The 22,220-nt window shown below is 41.3% G+C and carries 15 protein-coding genes and 1 tRNA gene; 6 read left to right on the top strand and 10 right to left on the bottom strand.

Features of this window, described 5'->3' with window-relative positions:
* Positions 1 to 4 precede the first annotated feature (4 nt).
* On the top strand, positions 5 to 562 hold the full coding sequence (locus N7U62_RS02355) for a thioredoxin domain-containing protein (protein WP_264136271.1): 558 nt from the start codon (positions 5 to 7) through the stop codon (positions 560 to 562).
* Here the strand turns inward: N7U62_RS02355 and N7U62_RS02350 are convergent, their stop codons facing one another.
* The gene (locus N7U62_RS02350; RefSeq protein ID WP_264136270.1) at positions 563 to 1,429 is read right to left on the bottom strand and encodes a transglutaminase-like domain-containing protein; all 867 of its coding nucleotides are present in this window, start codon (positions 1,427 to 1,429) and stop codon (positions 563 to 565) included.
* Between the two features lie 111 nt (positions 1,430 to 1,540).
* Complete coding sequence (locus N7U62_RS02345) at positions 1,541 to 3,166, bottom strand: acyl-CoA carboxylase subunit beta (RefSeq protein ID WP_264136269.1); 1,626 nt, start codon at positions 3,164 to 3,166, stop codon at positions 1,541 to 1,543.
* A 254-nt stretch (positions 3,167 to 3,420) separates the two neighbouring features.
* Here N7U62_RS02345 and N7U62_RS02340 point away from each other — a divergent pair, with 254 nt between their 5' ends.
* From N7U62_RS02340 to N7U62_RS02330, 3 genes are all read left to right on the top strand, one after another.
* The gene (locus N7U62_RS02340) at positions 3,421 to 3,825 is read left to right on the top strand and encodes an acyl-CoA thioesterase (protein ID WP_264136268.1); all 405 of its coding nucleotides are present in this window, start codon (positions 3,421 to 3,423) and stop codon (positions 3,823 to 3,825) included.
* Positions 3,825 to 4,787, top strand: coding sequence for a YihY/virulence factor BrkB family protein (locus N7U62_RS02335; RefSeq protein ID WP_264136267.1), 963 nt, complete (start codon positions 3,825 to 3,827; stop codon positions 4,785 to 4,787). Before N7U62_RS02340 ends, N7U62_RS02335 begins: the two co-directional genes overlap by 1 nt.
* A 104-nt stretch (positions 4,788 to 4,891) precedes the next feature.
* Positions 4,892 to 4,976: transfer RNA gene (locus tag N7U62_RS02330), tRNA-Ser, on the top strand.
* Positions 4,977 to 5,339: 363 nt separating this feature from the next.
* Here N7U62_RS02330 and N7U62_RS02325 read toward each other — a convergent pair.
* The 7 genes from N7U62_RS02325 to N7U62_RS02295 all read right to left on the bottom strand — a co-directional run bounded on the left by N7U62_RS02325 (position 5,340) and on the right by N7U62_RS02295 (position 17,859).
* A complete protein-coding gene (locus N7U62_RS02325) occupies positions 5,340 to 9,554 on the bottom strand; it encodes a CHAT domain-containing protein (RefSeq protein WP_264136266.1) in 4,215 nt (1,404 codons plus the stop codon).
* A 96-nt stretch (positions 9,555 to 9,650) separates the two neighbouring features.
* Positions 9,651 to 12,170, bottom strand: a complete 2,520-nt coding sequence (gene priA / locus N7U62_RS02320) for a replication restart helicase PriA (RefSeq protein ID WP_264136265.1) — start codon at positions 12,168 to 12,170, stop codon at positions 9,651 to 9,653.
* A gap of 6 nt (positions 12,171 to 12,176) precedes the next feature.
* A complete protein-coding gene (hemL, locus tag N7U62_RS02315; protein WP_264136264.1) occupies positions 12,177 to 13,469 on the bottom strand; it encodes a glutamate-1-semialdehyde 2,1-aminomutase in 1,293 nt (430 codons plus the stop codon).
* Positions 13,450 to 15,273, bottom strand: a complete 1,824-nt coding sequence (locus N7U62_RS02310) for an ABC transporter substrate-binding protein (RefSeq protein ID WP_264136263.1) — start codon at positions 15,271 to 15,273, stop codon at positions 13,450 to 13,452. The genes hemL and N7U62_RS02310 overlap by 20 nt, the downstream gene beginning before the upstream one ends.
* Positions 15,274 to 15,354: 81 nt before the next feature.
* Entirely contained in the window at positions 15,355 to 16,779 is a 1,425-nt protein-coding gene (gene pyk, locus N7U62_RS02305) for a pyruvate kinase (RefSeq protein WP_264136262.1), read from the bottom strand.
* A 15-nt stretch (positions 16,780 to 16,794) separates the two neighbouring features.
* A complete protein-coding gene (locus N7U62_RS02300) occupies positions 16,795 to 17,223 on the bottom strand; it encodes an IPExxxVDY family protein (protein WP_264136261.1) in 429 nt (142 codons plus the stop codon).
* Positions 17,224 to 17,373: 150 nt separating this feature from the next.
* Positions 17,374 to 17,859, bottom strand: a complete 486-nt coding sequence (locus tag N7U62_RS02295; protein ID WP_264136260.1) for a paraquat-inducible protein A — start codon at positions 17,857 to 17,859, stop codon at positions 17,374 to 17,376.
* A gap of 171 nt (positions 17,860 to 18,030) precedes the next feature.
* On the opposite strand from N7U62_RS02295, the gene N7U62_RS02290 reads away from it, so the two are divergent.
* Positions 18,031 to 19,518, top strand: coding sequence for a dihydrolipoyl dehydrogenase family protein (locus N7U62_RS02290; protein ID WP_264136259.1), 1,488 nt, complete (start codon positions 18,031 to 18,033; stop codon positions 19,516 to 19,518).
* A gap of 52 nt (positions 19,519 to 19,570) precedes the next feature.
* Here N7U62_RS02290 and N7U62_RS02285 read toward each other — a convergent pair whose 3' ends face one another.
* Positions 19,571 to 20,248, bottom strand: a complete 678-nt coding sequence (locus N7U62_RS02285; protein ID WP_264136258.1) for a SiaB family protein kinase — start codon at positions 20,246 to 20,248, stop codon at positions 19,571 to 19,573.
* A 178-nt stretch (positions 20,249 to 20,426) separates the two neighbouring features.
* On the opposite strand from N7U62_RS02285, the gene N7U62_RS02280 reads away from it, so the two are divergent.
* Entirely contained in the window at positions 20,427 to 22,220 is a 1,794-nt protein-coding gene (locus N7U62_RS02280) for an ATP-binding protein (RefSeq protein WP_264136257.1), read from the top strand.

Here is a 22,220-nt window from a genome sequence, read left to right as displayed (position 1 = left end):
CAACATGAAACTCCTCTCCCTCCTTACGATCATTACATTTTTCAGCTTTTATAGCCAGGCTCAGACCATTGGTGATTTATCGCTTTGGGATGTGCAAAAGGAGGATATAGTCACCTTGAACAAAAAGCATGACATCTCGGTATTTGTATTTACTAGTACAGACTGTCCTTATGATCAACTATACGAGACGAGAATTCAGGAATTGATTGATCAATATCAATCCAAGGTCAATTTCTTTATCGTCAATGCGCATACTCCTCGCCAAAACAAGGAAAACTCAAAAGATACAAAAGCACAGGCCAAACGACTAGACGCTCCCTATTATCTGGATTTAGATCATACCGCTAAACAAATTCTGGGTATTCAGAAAAGTCCTGAAATTGCCATTGCCAAGCTGGACAAAGGCAAATGGGATATAGTATATAGAGGAGCAATTGATGACAGTCCGCAAGTAGCCGATGACGCCACTGTCAATTATGCACAGGCAGTTTTGAACAACCTATTGCAAAACAAACCAGCCCCACACAGTTACGAAAGAGCTGCAGGTTGCAGGATTAGATAATTAATCTTCAGAATCCTCCAGAACCTGAAGCAGGACTTTCACATCATCCGATTTCTTATACTCTCCTAGCTTTTCAAATGAAGCGATAAGGTTTCGCAACGCCCGAACCACAATATCCAAATTAGAACAGGGCTGATAGTAGATGTCCTGTTTGGTCAGATGAAGTTGCTCGATGTAGTTGTCGATATCTTCAGTAGTGAATATGATTCCATTGTTAAAGACATTAATATAAAACTGCGTCTCCTGCGTTTTGTAAGTCACGATGAAGAGGTTAGGAAGATTAACTCCATAGATCGGCAACTTCAGTTTTTGAGCCATCAGCAAATAGATGACACATAGACTCAAGGGATTTCCTTTTTTCGACTCCATCACCAGATTGATCATCCCATTGGATGGCGAATGAAAATTCTTGGAATTCGGACGAAACTTGAGACGATTATACATGATGTCATTCAGGATTTTGACTTCCTGAACAGGGGTATAATCTCCATTAAACTCCTTCCATGCCTCATAGTAATACTGCTCAAGTTTGCGATTGAGATAGCCGAGACTCAGATCAGGGTATTGATAGTTGGCTACCAACATCATCCCTTCCATCAGACTTTCTGCTCCCGAATCCTTCCAGGCCTTCATGCGCTCTTTCAGCAGTTCATACTGTAGCTCATGTATGATGTCTTCGATTTTGATTCTGACATCTGGAATCAGACTGTTCTTCATCCATTCCTTTTCCAAATAAGGAATCACAGAAGTGCCAAGAGATAGCAGTTTTTGTTCGACATGATGTGACACCTCTGAATCATTATCGTCCAGCAATGAAATTAATGCAGTCAATTCTTTTTCGTTGATATCCTGTATCTCGTCAGCCATTTACTCCTTTTCGTTTCAGGGCGTGAATTTATTCAAACACGCCAAATGAGCTATGAAATAATTTAAGAATAATTCACATAAAAGCGGACAATCACTCAGAATAAAGAAGAATTATGTCTGAATTACCCCAACATTGAATTTATCCACGGGTGCATGATTGGCTGCCTCAATCCCTGTAGATATGATTCTCCTTGTCTGCAAGGGATCTACCACTCCATCCACCCACAGTCTTGATGCCGCATAGTAGGGACTCAATTGCTCAGTGTAGCGATCGGTGATTTCTTTCAAAAAAGCTTCTTTCACTTCATTAGTCACTTCTTCTCCTTTGGCTTTTAAGGAGGCCACCTTGATCTGCAACAAGGTATTGGATGCTGCAGCGCCACTCATTACCGCCATTTGTGCGGTTGGCCATGCGTAGATCAAGCGAGGGTCATAAGCTTTACCGCACATCGCATAGTTACCTGCCCCATAGGAATTGCCCAAAATAAAGGTAAACTTCGGCACGACAGAATTGGCCATCGCATTCACCATTTTGGCTCCATCTTTTATGATCCCTCCATGTTCCGCTTTGCTACCTACCATAAAACCACTGACGTCATGTAAAAAAACCAACGGGATCTTGCGCTGATTACAGTTCATGATAAATCGGGCCGCCTTATCAGCTGAATCCGAATAGATCACACCTCCCATCTGCATCTCACCTTTCTTTGTCTTGACCATCTCGCGTTGGTTGGCAACTATCCCCACTGCCCAACCATCGATCCGACCATGACCACAGATGAGGGATTTGCCATAATCCTTTTTGTATTCGTCAAATTCAGAATGATCAACCAGACGCAAAATGATATCCAGCATGTTGTATGGCTTCACTCTATCCGTCGGAAACAATCCGTAGATTTCCTTTTGATCCAACTTAGGTTCTGCCGCCTTTACCCTATCAAAACCAGCTTTTTCTGATGCACCAATCTTATCAAAAATTCTTTTGATGGCATCCAGACAATCCTCGTCAGAGTCAAACTTATTGTCCGTTACACCTGATATTTCACAATGAGTAGTAGCTCCTCCCAGAGTTTCATTATCAATATTCTCTCCTATCGCAGCTTTGACCAGATAACTTCCTGCGAGAAAAATAGAGCCTGTTTTATCCACTATCATGGCTTCATCTGACATGATCGGCAAGTAGGCTCCACCAGCCACACAACTACCCATGATGGCCGCTATCTGTACGATTCCCATGGCAGACATCTTTGCGTTATTTCTAAACTGACGCCCAAAGTGCTCCTTGTCTGGAAAGATCTCATCCTGCATGGGAAGAAATACTCCTGCACTATCCACCAGATATATTATCGGCAGGTGATTTTCCATTGCCACTTCTTGAGCCCTTAGGTTCTTTTTTGCTGTAATTGGAAACCATGCTCCTGCCTTCACGGTCGCATCATTGGCCACCACCACGCATTGACGTCCCTGTACATATCCGATGCCTGTGACCACACCACCAGAAGGACACCCTCCTTGCTCTTCATACATGCCCTCACCTGCGAACAATCCGATCTCTAAAAAATCATTGGGATCATCCAGCAGATAATCAATTCTTTCTCGTGCACTCAGTTTTCCTTTTTCATGCTGGGCTGCGATCCGCTTTTCACCCCCGCCTAATTTTACTCGTTTAGCTGATTCGCTGAGTTGATACAATAGTTTCTTGTACTGGTCTTCATTTTTGTTAAATGCTATATCCATGCTTCAATGTTCTTTCGTGCAATGCCTGTTGAAGGGCACTAGCTTATTTGGGTTAATCATCTCCGAAAAGTTAATTGATAAATGCCTAATTGCAGATTATTCTGATATTCAAAAAGTGACTTATCAGAGTATTATCATTTTATTCCGGTCTTTCCTAGAAGCATTTACTTTTTGGGCTCTACCAAGAGACAGGGGTCAAAATAGAAGGAATTAATGTATAGATTGCATAAATTTTAGTTCACCAAAGAATAAACATGTTTGAATCTCAAGCCAAAGTCAGAGTTCGATATGCTGAGACCGATCAAATGGGTTATGTGTATTATGGCAACTATGCGATGTACTACGAAGTAGGCCGTGTAGAATCCCTGAGAAATCTAGGTTTGTCCTACAAAGAACTGGAAGACATGGGGGTAATGATGCCCGTACTAGAGCATAAAAGCAAATACATAGCTCCGGGTAAATACGATGAAAACCTGACGATCAAAGTAAAAATCCCTGAAATGCCACGGGTCAGGATACGTTTTGAGTACGAAGTTTTCAATGAAAAGGAGCAATTGATTAATATTGGTGAAACGACTTTGGTATTTGTAGACATGAAAAGTGGAAAACCCTGCAAAATGCCTGAAGTAATGGAAAAACTATTAGCGCCCTATTTCTGATGACTAGAAAAAGCCTTCATAAACACCTGATGAAGTTGCGCTGGTACGCTCGTATCATCAAATTTTTAAAAACCACTCGACTTAACAAAAGAAGAACCACCCTCTACAATGCCGTGGTTATCTTTCTTGACAGTGTGTTGGACAGTCGATTATTGACCATGGCCAGTGGAGTAGCCTTTAGTTTTACGCTAGCCATATTTCCTTCTATCATATTTATTTTCACGCTGATACCCTACATCCATAGCGTACTGCCGCATATAGATGCCAATAGCATCATGAACTTCATGTCCAATGTGATGCCTGAAAACATGTTCAAAGCTGCAACAGACACGATCGAAGACATAGTCAGCAACAAGAGAGAAGGGCTGCTTTCTTTTGGTGTGCTCTTCGCCCTGATACTTGCCACTAACGGCATGCACAGCCTCATGAGTGCATTCAATAGCATCTACAAAACGGTGGACAGAAGAAGCTTCCTAAAGACCCGATTGATTGCAACTGCCCTTACCTTGATGATGGCATCTGTGTTATTCATTTCGATCTTTCTACTGGTGGTAGGTAAAACGTTTTTGGCAGAACTATCTCACTCGGGATTCTTTGGCGAAAAGTACATTTACTATTTAGTTGTGATGTTGAAGTACGGAGTAATTGGTACCTCCTTCTTCATAGCCATATCCTTGATTTACTATTTTGCCCCGGCCATTAAAGATCGTTGGACATTCTTTTCTGCTGGAACCGTGTTTTCAGCTGTATCATGTGTGCTAGTGTCATATGCATTTTCCTTTTACATCAACAATTTCTCGACCTACAACAAGTTCTATGGTTCTCTCGGAATGCTGATAGCATTGATGATTTGGCTGTACTTGTTGTCCATCATTTTGTTGGTAGGATTTGAATACAATGCGAGTGTCGATAGAGCCGTTCATTCAGACAAAATCGAGGTGACTACATCGGTGTTTGAATAATTTTTTAAAATTTTCTCAGGAGTATTTGACTAGATAAAATATTCTTCTAGATTTGCACTCCCATTCAACGGAATGGCAATGTATCGACCGAAATGATACACCCTAGAGAAGTGGCAGAGTGGTCGAATGCACCGGTCTTGAAAACCGGCGTACCGCGAGGTACCGGGGGTTCGAATCCCTCCTTCTCTGCAAAAAAGCCTTCATTTCATGAAGGCTTTTTTTATGTCCAAATCCTAGTTTTGTTAGTGGGATATGAAGGAATCAAATCATTTATAATCGATAAAATCTGAGCACTTCGGAATTCGAGCTTCATTATTCGATATTCAAAATTGAGGTTATTGTTCAATCGCTACCTTTTATTGTCTGCTTTAGGCCTCCATGAAAATCGAAAAAAATTAATACTTACGGCTACCTATTCGGTTACTAAATAAAACAGGTAAGGGTGTGAATTACTCTTGCTTCAATACCTCCATTGTCTCAACAACTATTGACATAAAAAAAGCAGCTCACAATCAAGTGAGCTGCTTTGCATTGTATTTGTAATTCTAATCTTTAGTCCAATCCAATCATGATGAATGGTCCCCAGAAGATTGGATCTTTGTATTCGTCTCTAATTTCTTGCTTAGCAAGGATGAAAGAACTTCTCTTATCTCCTGTCTCTAACCATTTCTCATAAAACTTATTCATTAGCTTCTGAGTGGCCTCATCAGACACTTTGAACAATGACATGATAATCGTACGAGCACCTGCCACTAAGAAGGCTCTCTGAAGCCCGTAAACACCTTCACCAGCCTCAATCTCACCAAGACCAGTCTCACAGGCAGAAAGCACCACCAAATCCGTTTTATCAAGATTCAGGTTCATGGCTTCATATGCAGTCAGCACACCATCATCGATGTTGAAGTTAGAAGTCGTTTCGTTGAGAATGTCACCAGCTCCTGCCATTAGCAAACCAGTTTTCAACAACGGATTCTGAGCGGCTGCATTTTCGTTCATCGCTATATCTTCTGCACTGAGGTCAGCATCAGGCTGGAAAAAACCGTGAGTAGCAATATGGAATATTCTTGGATTGTCCATATCCTTAACTGCCTGCTCTGTAGCTTCATCCTGAAGGAAGTCTTCTGTGATCCAACCGTCACTTCTTAATTTATCTTTCAAGCCTTCGATCTCCTCTGCCGTTCCATATAGTCGACCTACTACTTCCGGGTTTCCTCCACGCATTTCCGCTCGTCCCGTCCATTCACCCGGTGTTGTCGCTACATAGTACTTAGGATCACCAAACATGGTGGCTGTATTGGCCTGTTGCGTGAGTTGTGTAGTCACCTGATCCAAATACAAATCCTTGGTATTACTGATGAGAATAATATTTGATCTATCCAGTACATAAGTACCGTCTGCAAGTTTGATAGCCTCCAGATTGATCTGATTATATACTCCATCTGCAGAAAGATAAATCTTACCTGGGTTGCCTACCACATCCTGAATTGGTTTCCAGAAGTTTTCATATGACTTAGGATCATCTACACGGTACCTGATACTATTTCTATAGTATTTCAAATACTTAGTCTCAAGGTCCTTTCCGTTTTTCAACAAGATCAAACCTGGCGCACTTTTCTTGCCTTCATTTTTCAGATAAAGCACTGCATACATTACCGAATCCTCTGAAAACTCATGATCGAAGACTCTAAAACGAATCATCTCCAAAGCCACTTCATCAGGACCTAAAGCATTTTTCACTTCATCCCAGGTCACTACTTTCTTATCAAAGCCACTAGAGAAATCTTCTGACTTCTCACTCAACTGCTTCTCAAGATCTTCTACTTCTCCTAGCAAAGCCTGACCATCGATCCCCGCCTGCAGCAACTGATCTGTACTCATGGACAACACTTTTGTTAGCAAGTCCTTTTTGGCTTCCCAATCCTGATAAATAGCCTTCAGTTCTTCATCATTCGAAGTAAGAATTCTTTGACGAATCTTGATCGACGAGCTTAACAGCAACGCCTTAGTCAAAAGGGCATTATTGTAAAGATTCCCGATCATTTCGTCATTCTTTCTATTGTAGTTGATTACTAGTGTGCTGTAAAATTCATAATCCGATTTGATCGTATTCCAGAATTTTGCTTTCTCCCTCTCACTCAATGCAGGAAAATACTCCTTAATAAATGCAGAATAATTGCCCAGCACCTCTTCGATGGACTCTTGAGATTTCTTAACATCCCCTTCCATGAAATAGGTTTTACTCAACTTGGACAACACCTTCACATACTCAGGGTGATTGCTATTGAAGAATTTTTCATAAAGCTTTTTAGCGTCTTCATAGTAACCTTCTGCGACACCATAGTCATGCTTGCTGTAATTCACATCTCCTTTCAACATCAAAATACTAGCTGCATTAATGTTATTTCTGGCACCAATCTTTTTACTCCAAATGGCCTGAGCTTCATCCAAAAAAGTCATTGCCTCATTGTATCTGGCATCTGCGATATAAACGACCGCAAGGTTTTTTAAGATATTAGCATAAGTAGGATTGGAAGCCCCCAATTTTCTTCCAATGATTTTTTCGGCTCTTAAGAATAGCTCCTCTACTTCTTCTGTAGGTTCATTGTTATAGAATTTCACCAATGCCAACTCAGAAACAGCTCTTGCCACATCTATATGCGTATAGCCAAATTGTTCTTCACGGATATCTATCACCTTCTCCAAGATGTCAATGGCGGTTTCATAATCACCAACCAACGTGTTGATTTTAGCCAATGCCATTAAACTTGGTGTCACCTTCGATGACTCTGTACCAAATATATCGGTGGCTATTTTATTGGCTTGCTGTGCTGCTTGCTCAGCTTCATTGTAGTGACCCAAAATCATTTCTGATCTTGAAAACAAAACCAATGGATCATTTAAGTGTCTGGAATTCGCCCCATACCTGGCCCTTTTCTTTTCCAGGTCTTTCTTGATCAGCTTTTGTGCTTCTCTATATCTACCAATATCCAAAAACACCTCAGCCAACTCATCCTCTACCTCAATACCTGAAGTCTCAACAGTTCGAACTCCATGCTTCTTCAATCTTTCTGACTCATTGATATTATCCTCAGCATCGTCATACTCCCCTTTGATAGCCAAAAGTGTAGCATGTGTAATAAGAGATTGCGCGTAATAGGATTCTGCAAATTCTGTATCAGAATTCTCAAGAATCTCCATCGCGATTTCTATGTTATCCTCAGCCTCGCTGTATAAACCAATTTTGAACTGAAGATTAGCAATCTTATCTAACTCAAGGGCGTATTCTGGATCTTGATCATCATACTTTCTTCTACAAGCTTCCAAGGCAATATCCAGAATCTCCTGCGCCTTGTCATACTGGTCATTTTCTTCATAAAACAAAGCCTGATGATCAAGCACATCTACATAATCCAAATGTCCTTCCGTAATCTGTGGCTCTACTATTTTAGCCCAGCTATTCTCATAGATTTCAAGCGCTTCATCAAAGTTCTCGGTGTAATCCACATAGTAATTAGCCAAGTGCACCTTAGACAAATTGTACTCAGGCGACTCAGTACCATAAAGCACCTCTTTGATATCTAAAATTTTATTTAGGTAGATGTGTGAATTATCATTTCTACCATTGATGATGGCTATCTTATTAGCAAACGTCAGAAGCTCAATTCTCTTAGGGTGGTACTGCGGGATCAAAGATTCCACATTAAGGATCTTGTCCACTTTATTTTCAAGTCCTACATCTTTTCCTCCCATCAACACATCGTACTCGAGCGTCTTCAGCATCAAGCTATACATACTCTTATTTCCGTAGTCCTGCTTGATGGTTTTTCTGAATTGCTCTTCTTCAGCTTTCAGCTTACCTCTGTTGCCATTCTTAATGTAGCTCTTGATCAACCTCTCCTGAATCATCACAGTGACATAGTGAGATCGACTGTATTTTCTAATGGTATGAGTAAAGGCCTTTTCATATAGATCTACTACAGCCCCTATTTCCAATCCATTTTCTTCTAACAAATAAGTATTCCAGAACTGATTTTCTGAATATAGAATATCAGCCTTTCCCAAATTCTTTTTGATCCATTCATCGGCATAGACAAATGAAGAATCGGCACTTAGATAATTACCCATCTTGCGATAGGCATTCCCTTTATGGATCATCATGCGAGCCAGATCTCTCTTTCGCTCACGAACCATCCATCTTCTCCCGTCCTCGTTCAATGCTCTTCTGAGGTAAAACGGCATTCTTTTATCAATAAGGGCCAATGCCTCATTGTAATACCCTCGACCGACATAGATCTGAGACTCTAACACATCTAGACTTGCCTCCAGATCCTCATCCATTCCGGCACCTTCCAAAATCGAACGAGCATCATCTAGATACCTCTTGGCGGCTACCAAATGGCCATACTGAATCATTACCTCTGTGGCTTCCTTTAGCAACAAGGCATGTACTTCACTTTTGTCTCCGTTGATGGAGGTACTGAGTTCCAGACCTTTGGTTACATTTTGTTCAATACCGGATAAAAAGCCCAATGCTACATCATATTTAGCCTCTTTGATATAAGCGATTGGCATGAAGTCATTGTTGGGTCCCAATTTCTTGGTGGACTTCTTCTTTATCTTATCAATTTCGGATCTAGCATCCTCATAATCCCCTACTTCATAGGCATCATCGGCCTTTTCGAGGAGTTTATCATATTTGGTTTGTGCATGGGCACCTAATACCAATAGCATGAGTAGCAATGATAGATAGGTCTTAAGGGTTTTCATATATCAATAAGTTTTAGAAAATTCTGCTTCAGTCAACATCAAAAATATTCTTTTGACATCAAACTACCAACGAGAAAGATAGGCAATGATTGTATCCTACACAGGATCTACATCAAAATATAGTCTCAAAGTACTATAATCTTTTTTCTTTTTAAGTTCTAAGCCCTTCTGATAGACCAAATCTTTGAATTTATTTACGCTTACCCCTTTCTTCTCCATTTTTAAAAAGATCTCCTCGATATACAAGTTTCTGATTCTACCAATCACTGGTGTCTGTGGTCCCAGCACCCGCTTTCTACCTAGCTCTGCCGACAACACCGCTACATATTCCTGGGCAGCCTGTTGAACGACTTTTGGTTCTTTATGCTTGAGTATCACCTTGATCATACGATGAAAGGGCGGATAACGAAAATTGCTGCGCTCCAATATTTCCTGATTGAAAAAGCCTTTGTAATCCCCCCTTAATATCAACTGCAAAAGGGCTCCTTCTGGCTCCCCTGTTTGTATCACGACCTTGCCTTGATCATCTTTCCTACCCGCCCGGCCACTGACCTGGGTAATCAACTGAAATGCTCTTTCGTGTGATCGGAAATCTGGAAAATGAACAATACGATCATAATCAAAAACACCCACCAATGAAACTTTATCAAAGTCAAGGCCCTTGCTGAGCATCTGAGTACCTACAAGGATGTCTGTATCGCCCTTCTCGAATCGGTCAATAATATTCTGATACCCATACTTACTACGAGTTGTATCCTGATCCATTCTTTGGATATGCGCTTCAGGGAACAAGATTTTGAGATCTTCTTCAATCTTTTCAGTCCCTACCCCCACAGTACGGATGGCAGTAGACCCACAAGCGTCACAGACTGCCGGCACAGATTCCTTATACCCACAATAGTGACAGACCAAATGATTGGAATGCATATGAAAGGTCAAACTCACATCACAGCTCTGGCACTTAGGCACATGATTACAATCGTTGCATATGAGATAGGGAGAGTATCCTCTTCGATTCTGAAACAGAATCACTTGTTCTTTCTTGTCTAATGCTGCCGTAATGCCTTCTATCAATTCGGGGGTAAAGTCTCCCTGCATTCTTTTGGCTTTTCTGGCATTCAGGATATTAGCCAATTGAAAACCCGGTAGACTCCCTTTGCCAAAGCGCTGATTCAACTCCACTAAATGATACTTACCATCGAGGGCATTATGATAGCTCTCCAGGGAAGGTGTAGCTGAGCCAAGCAACACATTGGCTTGATGCAACTGTGCGAGCCAAATAGCACTATCTCTGGCATGGTACCTGGGAGCAGGATCATATTGCTTAAAGGAAGACTCATGCTCTTCATCTACGATGATCAAAGCCAAATTATCGAATGGTAAAAACAAAGAAGAGCGGACCCCTGCTACGATATTAACCTTTCCTTCATTGACTTGATTCCATATTTCTACCCGCTCGTTATCCGAATATTTGGAGTGATACACCCCCATATCGGCCCCAAAAACCTTGAAAAGTCTGGTCACGATCTGTGTGGTCAATGCAATCTCCGGCAAGAGATACAAAACCTGACCGCCGCTTTCTACAGCTTGTTGAATTAGTTCGATGTAAACTTCAGTTTTACCACTGCCAGTAATACCATGAAGTAAGACAGGCTGATTGGCCTGAAACCCTTCTACTATTCCGCTAAGTGCTGCCTCCTGAGCCTCTGACAAATCAATGGTAGAATCTGAGTTTTTCCCTTTGAATTGTATACGGGGTACTATCTCCTCTTTCTCATGAAAGACCCCATTCTTGATCAGTGTTTTGATAGCAGAATCTGATAGACCTGCCTCTATCAACTCTTTCTTATCCACTTTAGAATCCCCTCCCAACCCTTCGTCAAGACGGATGATGCTAAGGTACTTCAAAAGTACCTCCAATTGCTTCTGCTTCTTCTCTAGCTGTTCGAACAACTGCTCCATCTCCTGATCCTCGGAAAGGAATTTATCATCTAGAAATACTACCTTCCTGGTTTTGGGTTTGTATTTATCCTTTACCTGTTCATATAGCAGGATTCTTCCCTTTTGGATAAGGGATTTCAAAACCGGATGAATCATTTTGATGCCTAAAACATCAGACACATCCTGATAAGACAAACGATCGTTGGAAGCAAGTGCTTCAAGTACCTTTTCTTCTTTTTCAGAATACTCCCCCTGATCTTCTTCAAAATCAGGATTGAGTTGAATAAAGGATTCACTATTCAATTTCAAGCCACTTGGCAATCCAGCATTGAGCACCTCACCAACTGTACACATATAGTAGCGTGCCATCCAGTGAAAAAGCTTCAATTGATTTTCGTTGATGGATGGATGCATATCCAGGCATTCCATAATCAACTTAGCCTCATAAACTTTTGGCGCCTGAGTATGTATGGAGGAAATAACCCCGGTATAGATCTTCTTTTTCCCAAACTGCACGATAACCCGACAACCAATCTGAAGTCCCTCCTGCATACTGCGAGGGACCCGATAGGTATATGTTCCGGGTAAAGGAATGGGTAAAATTACATCTGCAAAATAGGTGGCGAAATCGTCAATTTCGTCTTCAAAGTCGCTATTTAGCTCTAGCTGTGACAATGACGACTAGCTATTAATGGTTTGCAACGCCTTTTTATGTGCTGATAAGATCTGTTCTACTTCCTTCTGGCCTATGGCAGTCGACAGGAATAATGTTTCGAATTGAGAAGGAGCCAAATAAACACCATTGTTCAGCATTTCATTGAAATAGGCACCAAACTTATCCAGGTCACTACTCTTGGCTGTTTCGAAATCTACAACCTTCTGATCAGTAAAGAACATGCTATACATAGAGCCGACTGCATTCATGGTGTAGTTCAGCCCTAATTCATCCAAAGTCTCCTGCATCCCTTTCACAATCTGCTGCTGTGTCGACTCTAATGAGGCGTAAAGCTCGCGGTGACTATCTAAATACTTTAGCATTTCGAGACCTGCAGCCATCGCTACAGGATTGCCTGAAAGTGTACCTGCCTGGTATACAGGTCCAGATGGAGAAACCATTTGCATGATTTCTTTCTTTCCACCATATGCACCTACTGGCATCCCACCACCTATGATCTTACCTAGAGTAGTCATGTCTGGCATCACACCATACAGTTCTTGAGCCCCACCAGGTGCCAAACGAAAACCGGTCATCACTTCATCAAAAATGAGCACAATTCCTTCCTGATCACAAAGCTGACGCATGCCTTCTAAATATCCTTCAACTGGTGTCACACACCCCATATTGCCCGCTACGGGTTCCAGGATGATAGCTGCTACCTGATCTTTGTTGGCAGCCACAATTTCTTTTAGTTTGTCCAGATCGTTGTATGGAGCGGTCAGGGTATCCTGTGCCGTACCTTTGGTGACCCCTGGGCTATTCGGTTCACCCATAGTCGCTGCACCACTACCTGCAGCAATCAAGAAAGAATCACCATGCCCATGATAGCAACCTTCGAACTTGATGATTTTATCTCTTTTCGTATATCCTCTAGCTACTCTGATGGCTGACATAGTAGCCTCAGTTCCTGAGTTCACCATTCTTACCTGTTCGATAGAGGGTACCATCTTACAGATCAACTCAGCCATTTCTACTTCCGCACTGGTAGGTGTACCAAACGACAAGGAGCGAGACACCGCTTGCTTCACGGCTTCAGCGATCAGTTCATTGCCATGCCCTAAAATCATCGGACCCCAGCTATTGATCAGATCTATATATTGATTCCCATCGATATCTTTCATGTAAGCACCGGCAGCAGACTCCATAAATATCGGATCTCCTCCCACTGCTTTGAAAGCCCGCACAGGTGAATTCACTCCACCTGGAATACTCGATTGTGCTTGCGCAAATATTTCCTTACTCTTCCCCTTTTCCATCATTTGGCTCATTGACTATTTGTAATTCAGAATCCTTCATTACCGTAATCGGCACATATTGGTTATAATTCATTCGATCGTACCACACTCCAGAGTACACCTTACCTGGCACGAATCCTTCTTCTAGGTTTCCCGTCTGAAAATAGCTACCATACTTGATCATCATTTCCCCAAGTAGCATCATCATGTCAAAACCAACCTTAGCATTCTCTGTAGGTACCTTCCTGTATTTTTTAGTATAAGCATCCCTAAACTGGTGATAGCTTGCCTTGTTTTTCTGCTCATACAATGGATCTATAAAATAAACCCCTAAACGTTCCATTTCTTCCAGGGTAAGAGTCTCAGACTCTCTCCATTCTCCTCTACCTATGATTACGGTACTATCCGCGCGTATCTCTATGGCACTGATGTAATTAGACGCAAACAAAGTTTTGGAAGAGGCTACATATATATGACCAATACTATCAGGTGCAATCCTAAAAAACTCCTCATAATACTCAATCTTATCCTTTTCTCTGGTCGACCTTCTTTCTTTGATCACTCTTTTACTGTTCCTAGATCTGATCGAATCTGCTTTCGCTTCGGAATACACCCTTTCATACTTGGCTGTCAGCATATTGTAAGTGGAACGCACCGTAGTATCCACTACTCCCTCAATCATCAGCACTTCAAATCCTTCTTCCATGATCCTTTGCGCATAAGTATATGCACTCAACGAATCTCTCGCATTGTCCTCATAAAAGATCATGGCATTTTTATTCTCAACGCTATCGATAGCAATCTGTGCAGCAGCCAAGGCTCTGGCCTCTATACTAGACTGGAAAAGAAATGAAAAAGGATTACCACCAATCACATCAGAACTAGACGACAGAGGATGGATTAAATTGATTTGATTTTGATAGCAGAAATCTGAAGCCAGCTTATGCGGAACAGGAAACAAAGGCCCCACTATCAGGTCCATGGATTTCATTTCTGGAAGGCTTAGTAAACCTGCTGTCACAGCAGAATCTCTCTTTGTATCATAAGCCACCAGCTCAATTTTCTTACCTTTCTTGTTTAGCTGAGCAGCCGCCTCCTGCATACCATGGAACAAATCCATCACAAAAGCATTTCGAATGGTTCTTCTCGGATTGTCAAGACCATCAAACAAAAAGGGCATCAAAACGGCAACCTTATAAGTATCTTTTTTCACACTCTCCCCTACAACAGCCATCCCAAAATCAGATTCTTTGAATCCGAACTTATCTAGCACCATATCCAGTAGCGCATGATTACGAGCGGTAATAGGTTGTGCTACGATTTTAGTAACAAGTGCGCTCGCCACTACTTCATCGTCGGGAAATTGATAATAAATCTTCTCAAGTGTATCTACACTATCTACATCATTGAGAGATTGCTCCATCAATTTTTTACTCTCCGGCAATGACGATTTCTTGGCATAAAGGACCCCATTTGCATAATCCTCCTCTAAAAAGTAAAGCTCTGACAGCCAATAGTAAACCTCAGGCATCTTTTCCCACTTCTTATTCTTGGTGGTCATTTGCAACCACATGGATTTGGCGGTGCTGTACTGCTCTGTTTTATATGCAGCTAGTGCATAATAAAATGAGGCATAGGGTTGATAAGGACTCTGCTTGTGCTGCGCAGAGATTTGTCTAAAATACTCCATGGCAAAGGAGTACTGTTCCTGATCAAAATATCCTTTTGCTTTTAGATAGTTCTCTTCTACAGTTTGAGCAAAGAGTGAGGAGGACAGGAAAAACAGAGTTATAAAAAAAAGAAAGCCAAACTTTATCAGTTGCATCAAGCCGGTGATTATTTGTATGAAATAAAACGGCTTAAAACTATAAAATTTGGCTTTCGCAATCTATCAAATGAGGATAAATTATTTTACCTCATCCACTTTCATCATGTTCGTCTTAGACTGCCAGTGTAGCGGCATAGCTGCTGTAGTCACATAAGTATCTCCAGTCTTCAAATATCCTTTGTCTTTTAGGATTGCAACTAAATCATCAAATGTTTCTTCAGTACTCTTCTGCTCGTCATAGTAGAATATTTTCAGACCCCAAACCAAATTCAATTGGCTCAATACAGCCTTATTGTTCGTGAACATATAGATGTTAGCCTCTGGTCTGTTTTTAGCCAAACTCAAACCTGTATAACCTGATTTAGTCATACCGATAATTGCCTTAGCCTCAACTGCCTTACTCAATCTCACTGCAGAGCTCACCAACAAGCTATTTGCACCTAAATCCGTTCTACCTGACTCTTCCCAAGGTTTGTTAAAAACCACATCAGTTGATTTTTCGATAGCAGCAATACATCTCGACATACTCTCAACCGATTCTACTGGGAATTTACCTGAAGCAGACTCAGCAGAAAGCATCACAGTATCCGCTCCATCATAAATGGAGTTAGCCACGTCATTGGCCTCCGCTCTGGTCGGACGAGGATTCTCAGTCATACTCTCAAGCATCTGAGTAGCCACAATTACCGGCTTGCCCAGGTTATTACATTTCTTAACAATTGACTTTTGGATCGGAGGTACATCTTCCATCAAAACTTCAACCCCTAAGTCACCACGGGCCACCATGATGGCATCAGTCGCTGCGATGATCGCATCGATATCAGCAACAGCCTCTGGCTTTTCGATCTTCGCTATGATTTTGGTGCTTTTACCTCTAGCTGTGATAATCTCTCTAAGCTCCTCAATGTCTTGTGCATTACGAACGAATGACAATGCCACCCAATCCACATCATGCTCCAATCCGAATTCTAAATCTTCTCTATCTTTTTCTGTCAAAGAAGGAGCAGAAATTGCCGTATCTGGCAAGTTGATGCCTTTTCTTGACTTAAGCATTCCTCCATGAACAACCTCAGTCACTACTTCCTTACCGTCAGAAGAAAGTACTTTTAACTGTAAATTTCCATCATCTACCAGGATCAAGTCGTCCTTCACTACATCAGTAGCCATCGGCTTGTAAGTCGTACTTACTCTCTCACTATTGCCTAAGATATCTTCAGTCAAAATAGTAAGCTTCTGACCTGGGACGATCTCTGCTCCACCATTTTCCATTTCGCCGATTCTGATTTTCGGCCCCTGCAAATCCTGAAGCTTGCAAACATTCGTTCCCAATTCTTCATTGACTTCATTAATCGCATTGATTCTTTCCAGGTGATCCTGGTGCGTGCCGTGAGAAAAGTTCAATCTGAAAACGTCAGCTCCCGCATGGATAAGCTTCTTGATCATTTCCTTGTCCTGACTCGCCGGCCCTAGAGTAGCGATGATTTTTGCCCTTTTTGATTGCATCAATTACTGTATTAGTTAAAATATAAAACTCTCCTTTTCCTTAATTTTATTCACATCCAGCTTGACCATCGTTTCTATTTTAGCCGCATTTCGCAACTGTCCATAGATTTCTCTCAAATCTGAATTCTCTTCGAATTCTTCGATCTTCAATAGATAATCAAAATGCCCAAGTGATGGAACCAATAATTTTTGGGTCTTCGTTGGTCCTGAAATCAAAGTATTGGATAAGAGCGTGTAGCGGAGCAAATCATTTTCAAATTGATAGTTCGAAACTCGAAAAACCCCTCCCTTTTTCATCTCTATTTCCAAGTCCTTTTCCTTCTTTAGTACAGTACCCAATGCCTGGTTGATGGCCCAGGAAACTGTGTATTCTTTGGACTTTGACATTATTCCTATCAAGTGAAAATCGAATCGATAATCGGTTCTTAGCTTTAGCTTTTTCACTGCGGATATAATTAAAAATCAAAAGTGTTAACAATTTCAACAATATCAAACTTTCGTTGAATATATTAACGTAGAACCCCCACTTTATTGAGAATATACGCAGAAACTACGTAGTAAAAGTATCGAAAAACAACCTGCAATTCTCTCGGATCAATCCAGCTTTACCAACTGGATACTAAGAAGGGAAACCAAACAATAGGCAGTAAAATAGTAGAACCCTTCAAACAACTCAGCCTCCACCGACCTATTGGACTCAGTAGATAAAAACGCAATAAAAATACCTACTACAAACACATCAGCCATAGACCATTTCCCAATAGAATGTACCACTCTATAAAGCTGAAGTTTCCAGGCGGCCTTCTTTACCAATAGCACTGCCATCATGGAGACACCTTTCGCTATGGGAATGATGATACTAAACAGTAAAATAAGAATCCCTACGAACTTATTATTGTTGCTATAAAGGGTATCAATAGTCTCTAATATACTCTGAGTCTGCTCAAAAAATGTTGTACGTCCAAGAATAGGCAAATCAGCAGCCACTGTGATTCGCAACATGGGCAAGGTGAGCCCTGGATACAAAATCGCTAATGAGACAATGGTTAGGACAAGTGCGGCGATATTTCTGCTGCGCATAGGAGACTTTAAAAGTTTACGGCTACAATTATAAGTAATCTAGGAATATTACAAGGCTGATGACCAGAGTATTCAATAAGGCTGTCTTTCTTTCCTTGTTTCATGAGATATTGCCTTATATTAGACAAACGATCAGCTACAAAAAAAGACCTGAAACTAAAATCAACTCGAATGGAGAAATATGATGTCTGTGTAATAGGTGGTGGGCCGGCTGGCTATGCCGCTGCTATGAGAGCCGTTGATTTCAAGAAAAGAATCCTCTTAATAGAAAAAGACAGAATAGGTGGTGCTGGTATTCACAATGGTGCCCTTTCATCCAAGACCTGGTGGGAGCTTTCTAGAGAAGCATTTGCTCTCCGTACCCATTGTAAATCTACCAACGTACCTGCACCAGAACACAACTTTCAAATTCTAAAAGCAGAAGTAGACAAAGCAGTAGGCAAAAGAAGAGAGCTACTGGAGCATCACATGCACAATCTTAACCTCAATAGCCACGGGGAATATTTCCATCATGTAAAAGGCATTGGAAAGGTGATAGGCAACAATGTCGTTTCCATCAAAATGGACGAAGGAGAAGACATGGAGATCGAGGCTGACAACATCATATTGGCCACTGGTAGCCGTCCAAGAAAACTGGACAATATTCCTATTGATGAAGAAACAATCCTGACGAGTGACGGAATTGAAAATCTGAGAGAATTCCCCAAAAGCATAGTCATTGTAGGTGCTGGGGTGATTGGTTGTGAGTTTGCTACTATCTTTTCGAACTTTGGTCAGACCAAAGTGCACATGATTGATAAGGGTAATCGCATCCTCCCCTTCGAAGATGAAGATGTGGTGGACATCATAGAAAACAACCTCGAAAGCAAAGAAGTACTGATCCACCGCAATTCGAAACTGATCGACATGAAAGTCGAAAACGGCATGGTCGTTTACACATTGGAATACAACAATGGATCAAAAGAAATCTTTCATGTAGAGAAGGCACTGGTATCGGTAGGACGTATCCCGAACTATGAAAACCTGATCGCTGGCTCTGTCAAGATCAATAAGGACAACCGGGGAATCATAGATGACCTGACCCAAACCTCCATACCCAACATATATGCAGTAGGTGATATTACAGCAGATATTGCCTTGGTGAATGTGGGGGAACTAGAAGGTAGGTATGCGGTAGAAAAAATGTTTGGCGTACCAGAAAAGCCCTTGATCTATGAAAACATATCTACCATCATGTTTCTTGCCCCAGAGGTAGCGGGTGTAGGATTGAATGAGGTAAAGGCCAGAGAACAGGGCATCCCATACAAAGTGGTGAGCCTGGACTATAGCTGTATCTCCAGGGCGATAGCCATGAGAAACACCGACGGATTCATGAAAATTATCGTTTCTAACGATGATGAAATGCGAGTCCTGGGCATGCGTGTAGTTGGCGAACATGCCTCAAGTTCCATTGAAGCGGTCGCGCTTTTGATCTCTATGGGTAAAGGCATTGGTGAATTAGCTGAACTTATCCACCCTCACCCCTCGATTATCGAAGGAATCCAGGAGTGCGTACGTATGCTACTTAACAAATCGATCATGAAACCTGGAGTATTGAGACATTCTATGCGATGTGCCAGTTTTGCAGATGGAGAATTGAAAGACGTTGAATTCGTATAAAAGAAAAAGGCTCGATTTAGATCGAGCCTTTTTCTTTTCTTATCATTCGTTATTATTCTCTGTTGATCTTGATCTGGAACGTGAAGTAAGAATATTCTCCGTTCACTTTATCAAACTTGTAATTCAGCTTCTCGCCTGTTTTTCGGGCCAACTGAATCAACCCAAGTCCGGCAGTCCCTTTGTCTGAAAACTGGCCATTGCTCAATGTTTCTTTATACAAAGCTCTCAAACCATCTTTATCAGTTGTATTCACCTCATCTATCTTGGCTTTGAGATCATATGTGTTTTTGGTAGGGATAAAATTACCCGTCAAAATGTTGTAATACTTCTCTTTGGCCAAAACAGTAATCAACCCTGACTTGGCATCATAATCTGACACATCGTCGAACTGTCCTTTGATTTCATCCATGTGATGATAGAGGTTGTGCACCACTTCAACGGCTGCACTATAAAAAAGCTTTTGAACTTTTTTGTCGCTTTCTACCTGGGCTACTTTGCGATCGAGGGTTTCTATGACAGAGGTGACCAAATCAAACGTGATGGCCCCTTTGTACATGAGCAGGATATTTTCGTTGTATATCTTGTTATATAAATCAAAATCACTGACATGTTTGACCTCTTCACTGGACTTAGTCCCTTTATTTGCCTGATCGATCATTTCTGTTGTTTTCGTTTTTTCCCTCTTCCATTCATCAAATGCCCCAAGCATTTCCTCAGATTTTATATTCATAATCCAATGAAAGAGTGATCCACTTTCCTTTAAAAGTACAAAAATATAAGATAATCTCTAAATTATTAAAAAGATTAAAAATGCTCGTACTTTCAGAGACTTTCTCTTCAAGAATATTTCTACGCAATAATTCGGCCAAACTTCTAAGTAGTTTTTACTTAATTGATATCTTTAAGCCGTGATAAAATGCGCTAATATAGTTGGGGTTTTGATCCTCCTGTTTTGTTCTTTCACTTCTTTGGCTACTGATATATCCTGGTCACAATTTCAGGAAGCCAAAAAAGGAAGCATCACTGTATACTTTAGAAGCACCGAGCCATTCATGATTGTAAATGAAAATGGCACCCTCAAGGGCCTGGAGTACGAAATGATGATGGGTTTCAAATACTACCTACTCAATCATTATGGGCTGAATCTGGACATCAATTGGCAAAGAAAAAACAGCTTCAGAGAAATCTACAATCACATCAAAAACGACTCTAAAATTGGAGACTTTGGTCTCGACATCATATCCAAAATTCCCGAACGAGAGGCTGAAGTACAGTTTTCAGCCCCTTATTTTCCCGATATTCAAGTACTCATTACCCATAGAGATGCTCCTTTCATATCCTATCGAGGGGAATTCAGCGATTTATTCATGGGGTATCATGCTATATCGGTAAAGCAAACCACTTATGATAAATACTTGCATGAGCTGAAGGTGGATCATGACATGGATTTCGATATAGAATACATTTCCTCGAGTAATGACATCATCAAAAACATAGAGAAGAATAAAAAAGCCTTTGGGTATGTAGATCTACCCAACTACATCCTGGCCCTCAACAACAACCTGAATATCAAAAGACTGAACCTGATGTCCAAAAAAGGATTTGGCTACTGTCTGGTATTTAATCCTGAAAGTGATTGGACCATCCCCTTCAATGAATATCTACAAAGCGAAGAATTCAAACTTTTGAAAACCAATGGCATCCAAAAATATCTGGGCTATGATGTAAATGAACTGATTCAGCACATCGCAGAAGGAGAAAACGAAGAAATCGTGCTTCTACAAAAGGAAAAGCAATTCATGAACGAAGAGCTTTATCAGATCGAGAAGAAGTCAAAAGAACAGACCTATATCCAAAACATCCTTCTGGCCAGTATCATTCTCGCTCTCATCTTCGCTTATTTCCTCTACAATAGCAATCGGGTGAAGTCAAAAGCCAATGAGATCCTGACCAAACATCGACAGATGATCGAGCAGCAAAATGCACTGCTATCCCGAAGAAATGAGGAACTGGTCGCTCGCGATGAGGAAAAGAACAACTTCATCCACATCCTCTCCCACGATCTACGTGCGCCAATCAATAACATCACAGGTCTGGCTAAAATCCTAGGCATGGCGGGTGAAGATGAACTCAATGAGGAACAGCTAAGGATGATCAACCACATTGCCACAGAGTCACGAAGACTCAACAAAATGGTGACTCGAATTCTGGATATAGAAAAAATCGAATCCAAAACCTCTGAGCAATTCGAAAGGTTAGACCTGAAAGAGATATTGCAGCATGTGATTGAGAACTATAATACACAGGCCAGTGCCAAGAACATAACCGTAGAAAGCAACCTACAGGAAGCTGTAGAAGTGATGGGTGACGAACAATACCTATTCCATGTGTTCGAAAACTTGCTTTCCAATGGCATCAAATTCTCCCCTCATGGCACACGCGTATTTATAGATCTCAAAACTGAAGGGCATCTGGCTGTCGTGGAGATCAAAGACGAAGGGCCAGGTATGACAGATGAGGATCAACGAAATATGTTCAAGAAATTCCAGGTATTGAGCGCGAAAGCTACTGCCGGGGAGCGTTCTACCGGATTAGGTTTATCTATAGTCAACAAATACATCGGCCTACTCGGAGGCGAACTGGAGTGTGATTCGGAACCTGGAATGGGTACCACCTTCATCGTCAAGCTTAGTTTGGCTTAA

This window comes from Reichenbachiella ulvae (genome assembly GCF_025833875.1).
In the GTDB taxonomy this organism is placed as follows: Bacteria; Bacteroidota; Bacteroidia; order Cytophagales; family Cyclobacteriaceae; genus Reichenbachiella; species Reichenbachiella ulvae.
The sequence above is the reverse complement of the archived record's forward strand: the minus strand, read 5'-3'. Positions and strand labels throughout refer to the sequence as shown.

Coding starts and splice junctions, on each gene's coding strand:
- N7U62_RS02290 (WP_264136259.1), top strand. CDS start 18,031: ATGGAGAAATATGATGTCTGTGTAATAGGTGGTGGGCCGGCTGGCTAT.
- pyk (WP_264136262.1), bottom strand. CDS start 16,779: ATGCAATCAAAAAGGGCAAAAATCATCGCTACTCTAGGGCCGGCGAGT.
- N7U62_RS02310 (WP_264136263.1), bottom strand. CDS start 15,273: ATGCAACTGATAAAGTTTGGCTTTCTTTTTTTTATAACTCTGTTTTTC.
- N7U62_RS02285 (WP_264136258.1), bottom strand. CDS start 20,248: ATGAATATAAAATCTGAGGAAATGCTTGGGGCATTTGATGAATGGAAG.
- N7U62_RS02345 (WP_264136269.1), bottom strand. CDS start 3,166: ATGGATATAGCATTTAACAAAAATGAAGACCAGTACAAGAAACTATTG.
- N7U62_RS02340 (WP_264136268.1), top strand. CDS start 3,421: ATGTTTGAATCTCAAGCCAAAGTCAGAGTTCGATATGCTGAGACCGAT.
- N7U62_RS02335 (WP_264136267.1), top strand. CDS start 3,825: ATGACTAGAAAAAGCCTTCATAAACACCTGATGAAGTTGCGCTGGTAC.
- N7U62_RS02350 (WP_264136270.1), bottom strand. CDS start 1,429: ATGGCTGACGAGATACAGGATATCAACGAAAAAGAATTGACTGCATTA.
- N7U62_RS02355 (WP_264136271.1), top strand. CDS start 5: ATGAAACTCCTCTCCCTCCTTACGATCATTACATTTTTCAGCTTTTAT.
- hemL (WP_264136264.1), bottom strand. CDS start 13,469: ATGGAAAAGGGGAAGAGTAAGGAAATATTTGCGCAAGCACAATCGAGT.
- N7U62_RS02325 (WP_264136266.1), bottom strand. CDS start 9,554: ATGAAAACCCTTAAGACCTATCTATCATTGCTACTCATGCTATTGGTA.
- N7U62_RS02295 (WP_264136260.1), bottom strand. CDS start 17,859: ATGCGCAGCAGAAATATCGCCGCACTTGTCCTAACCATTGTCTCATTA.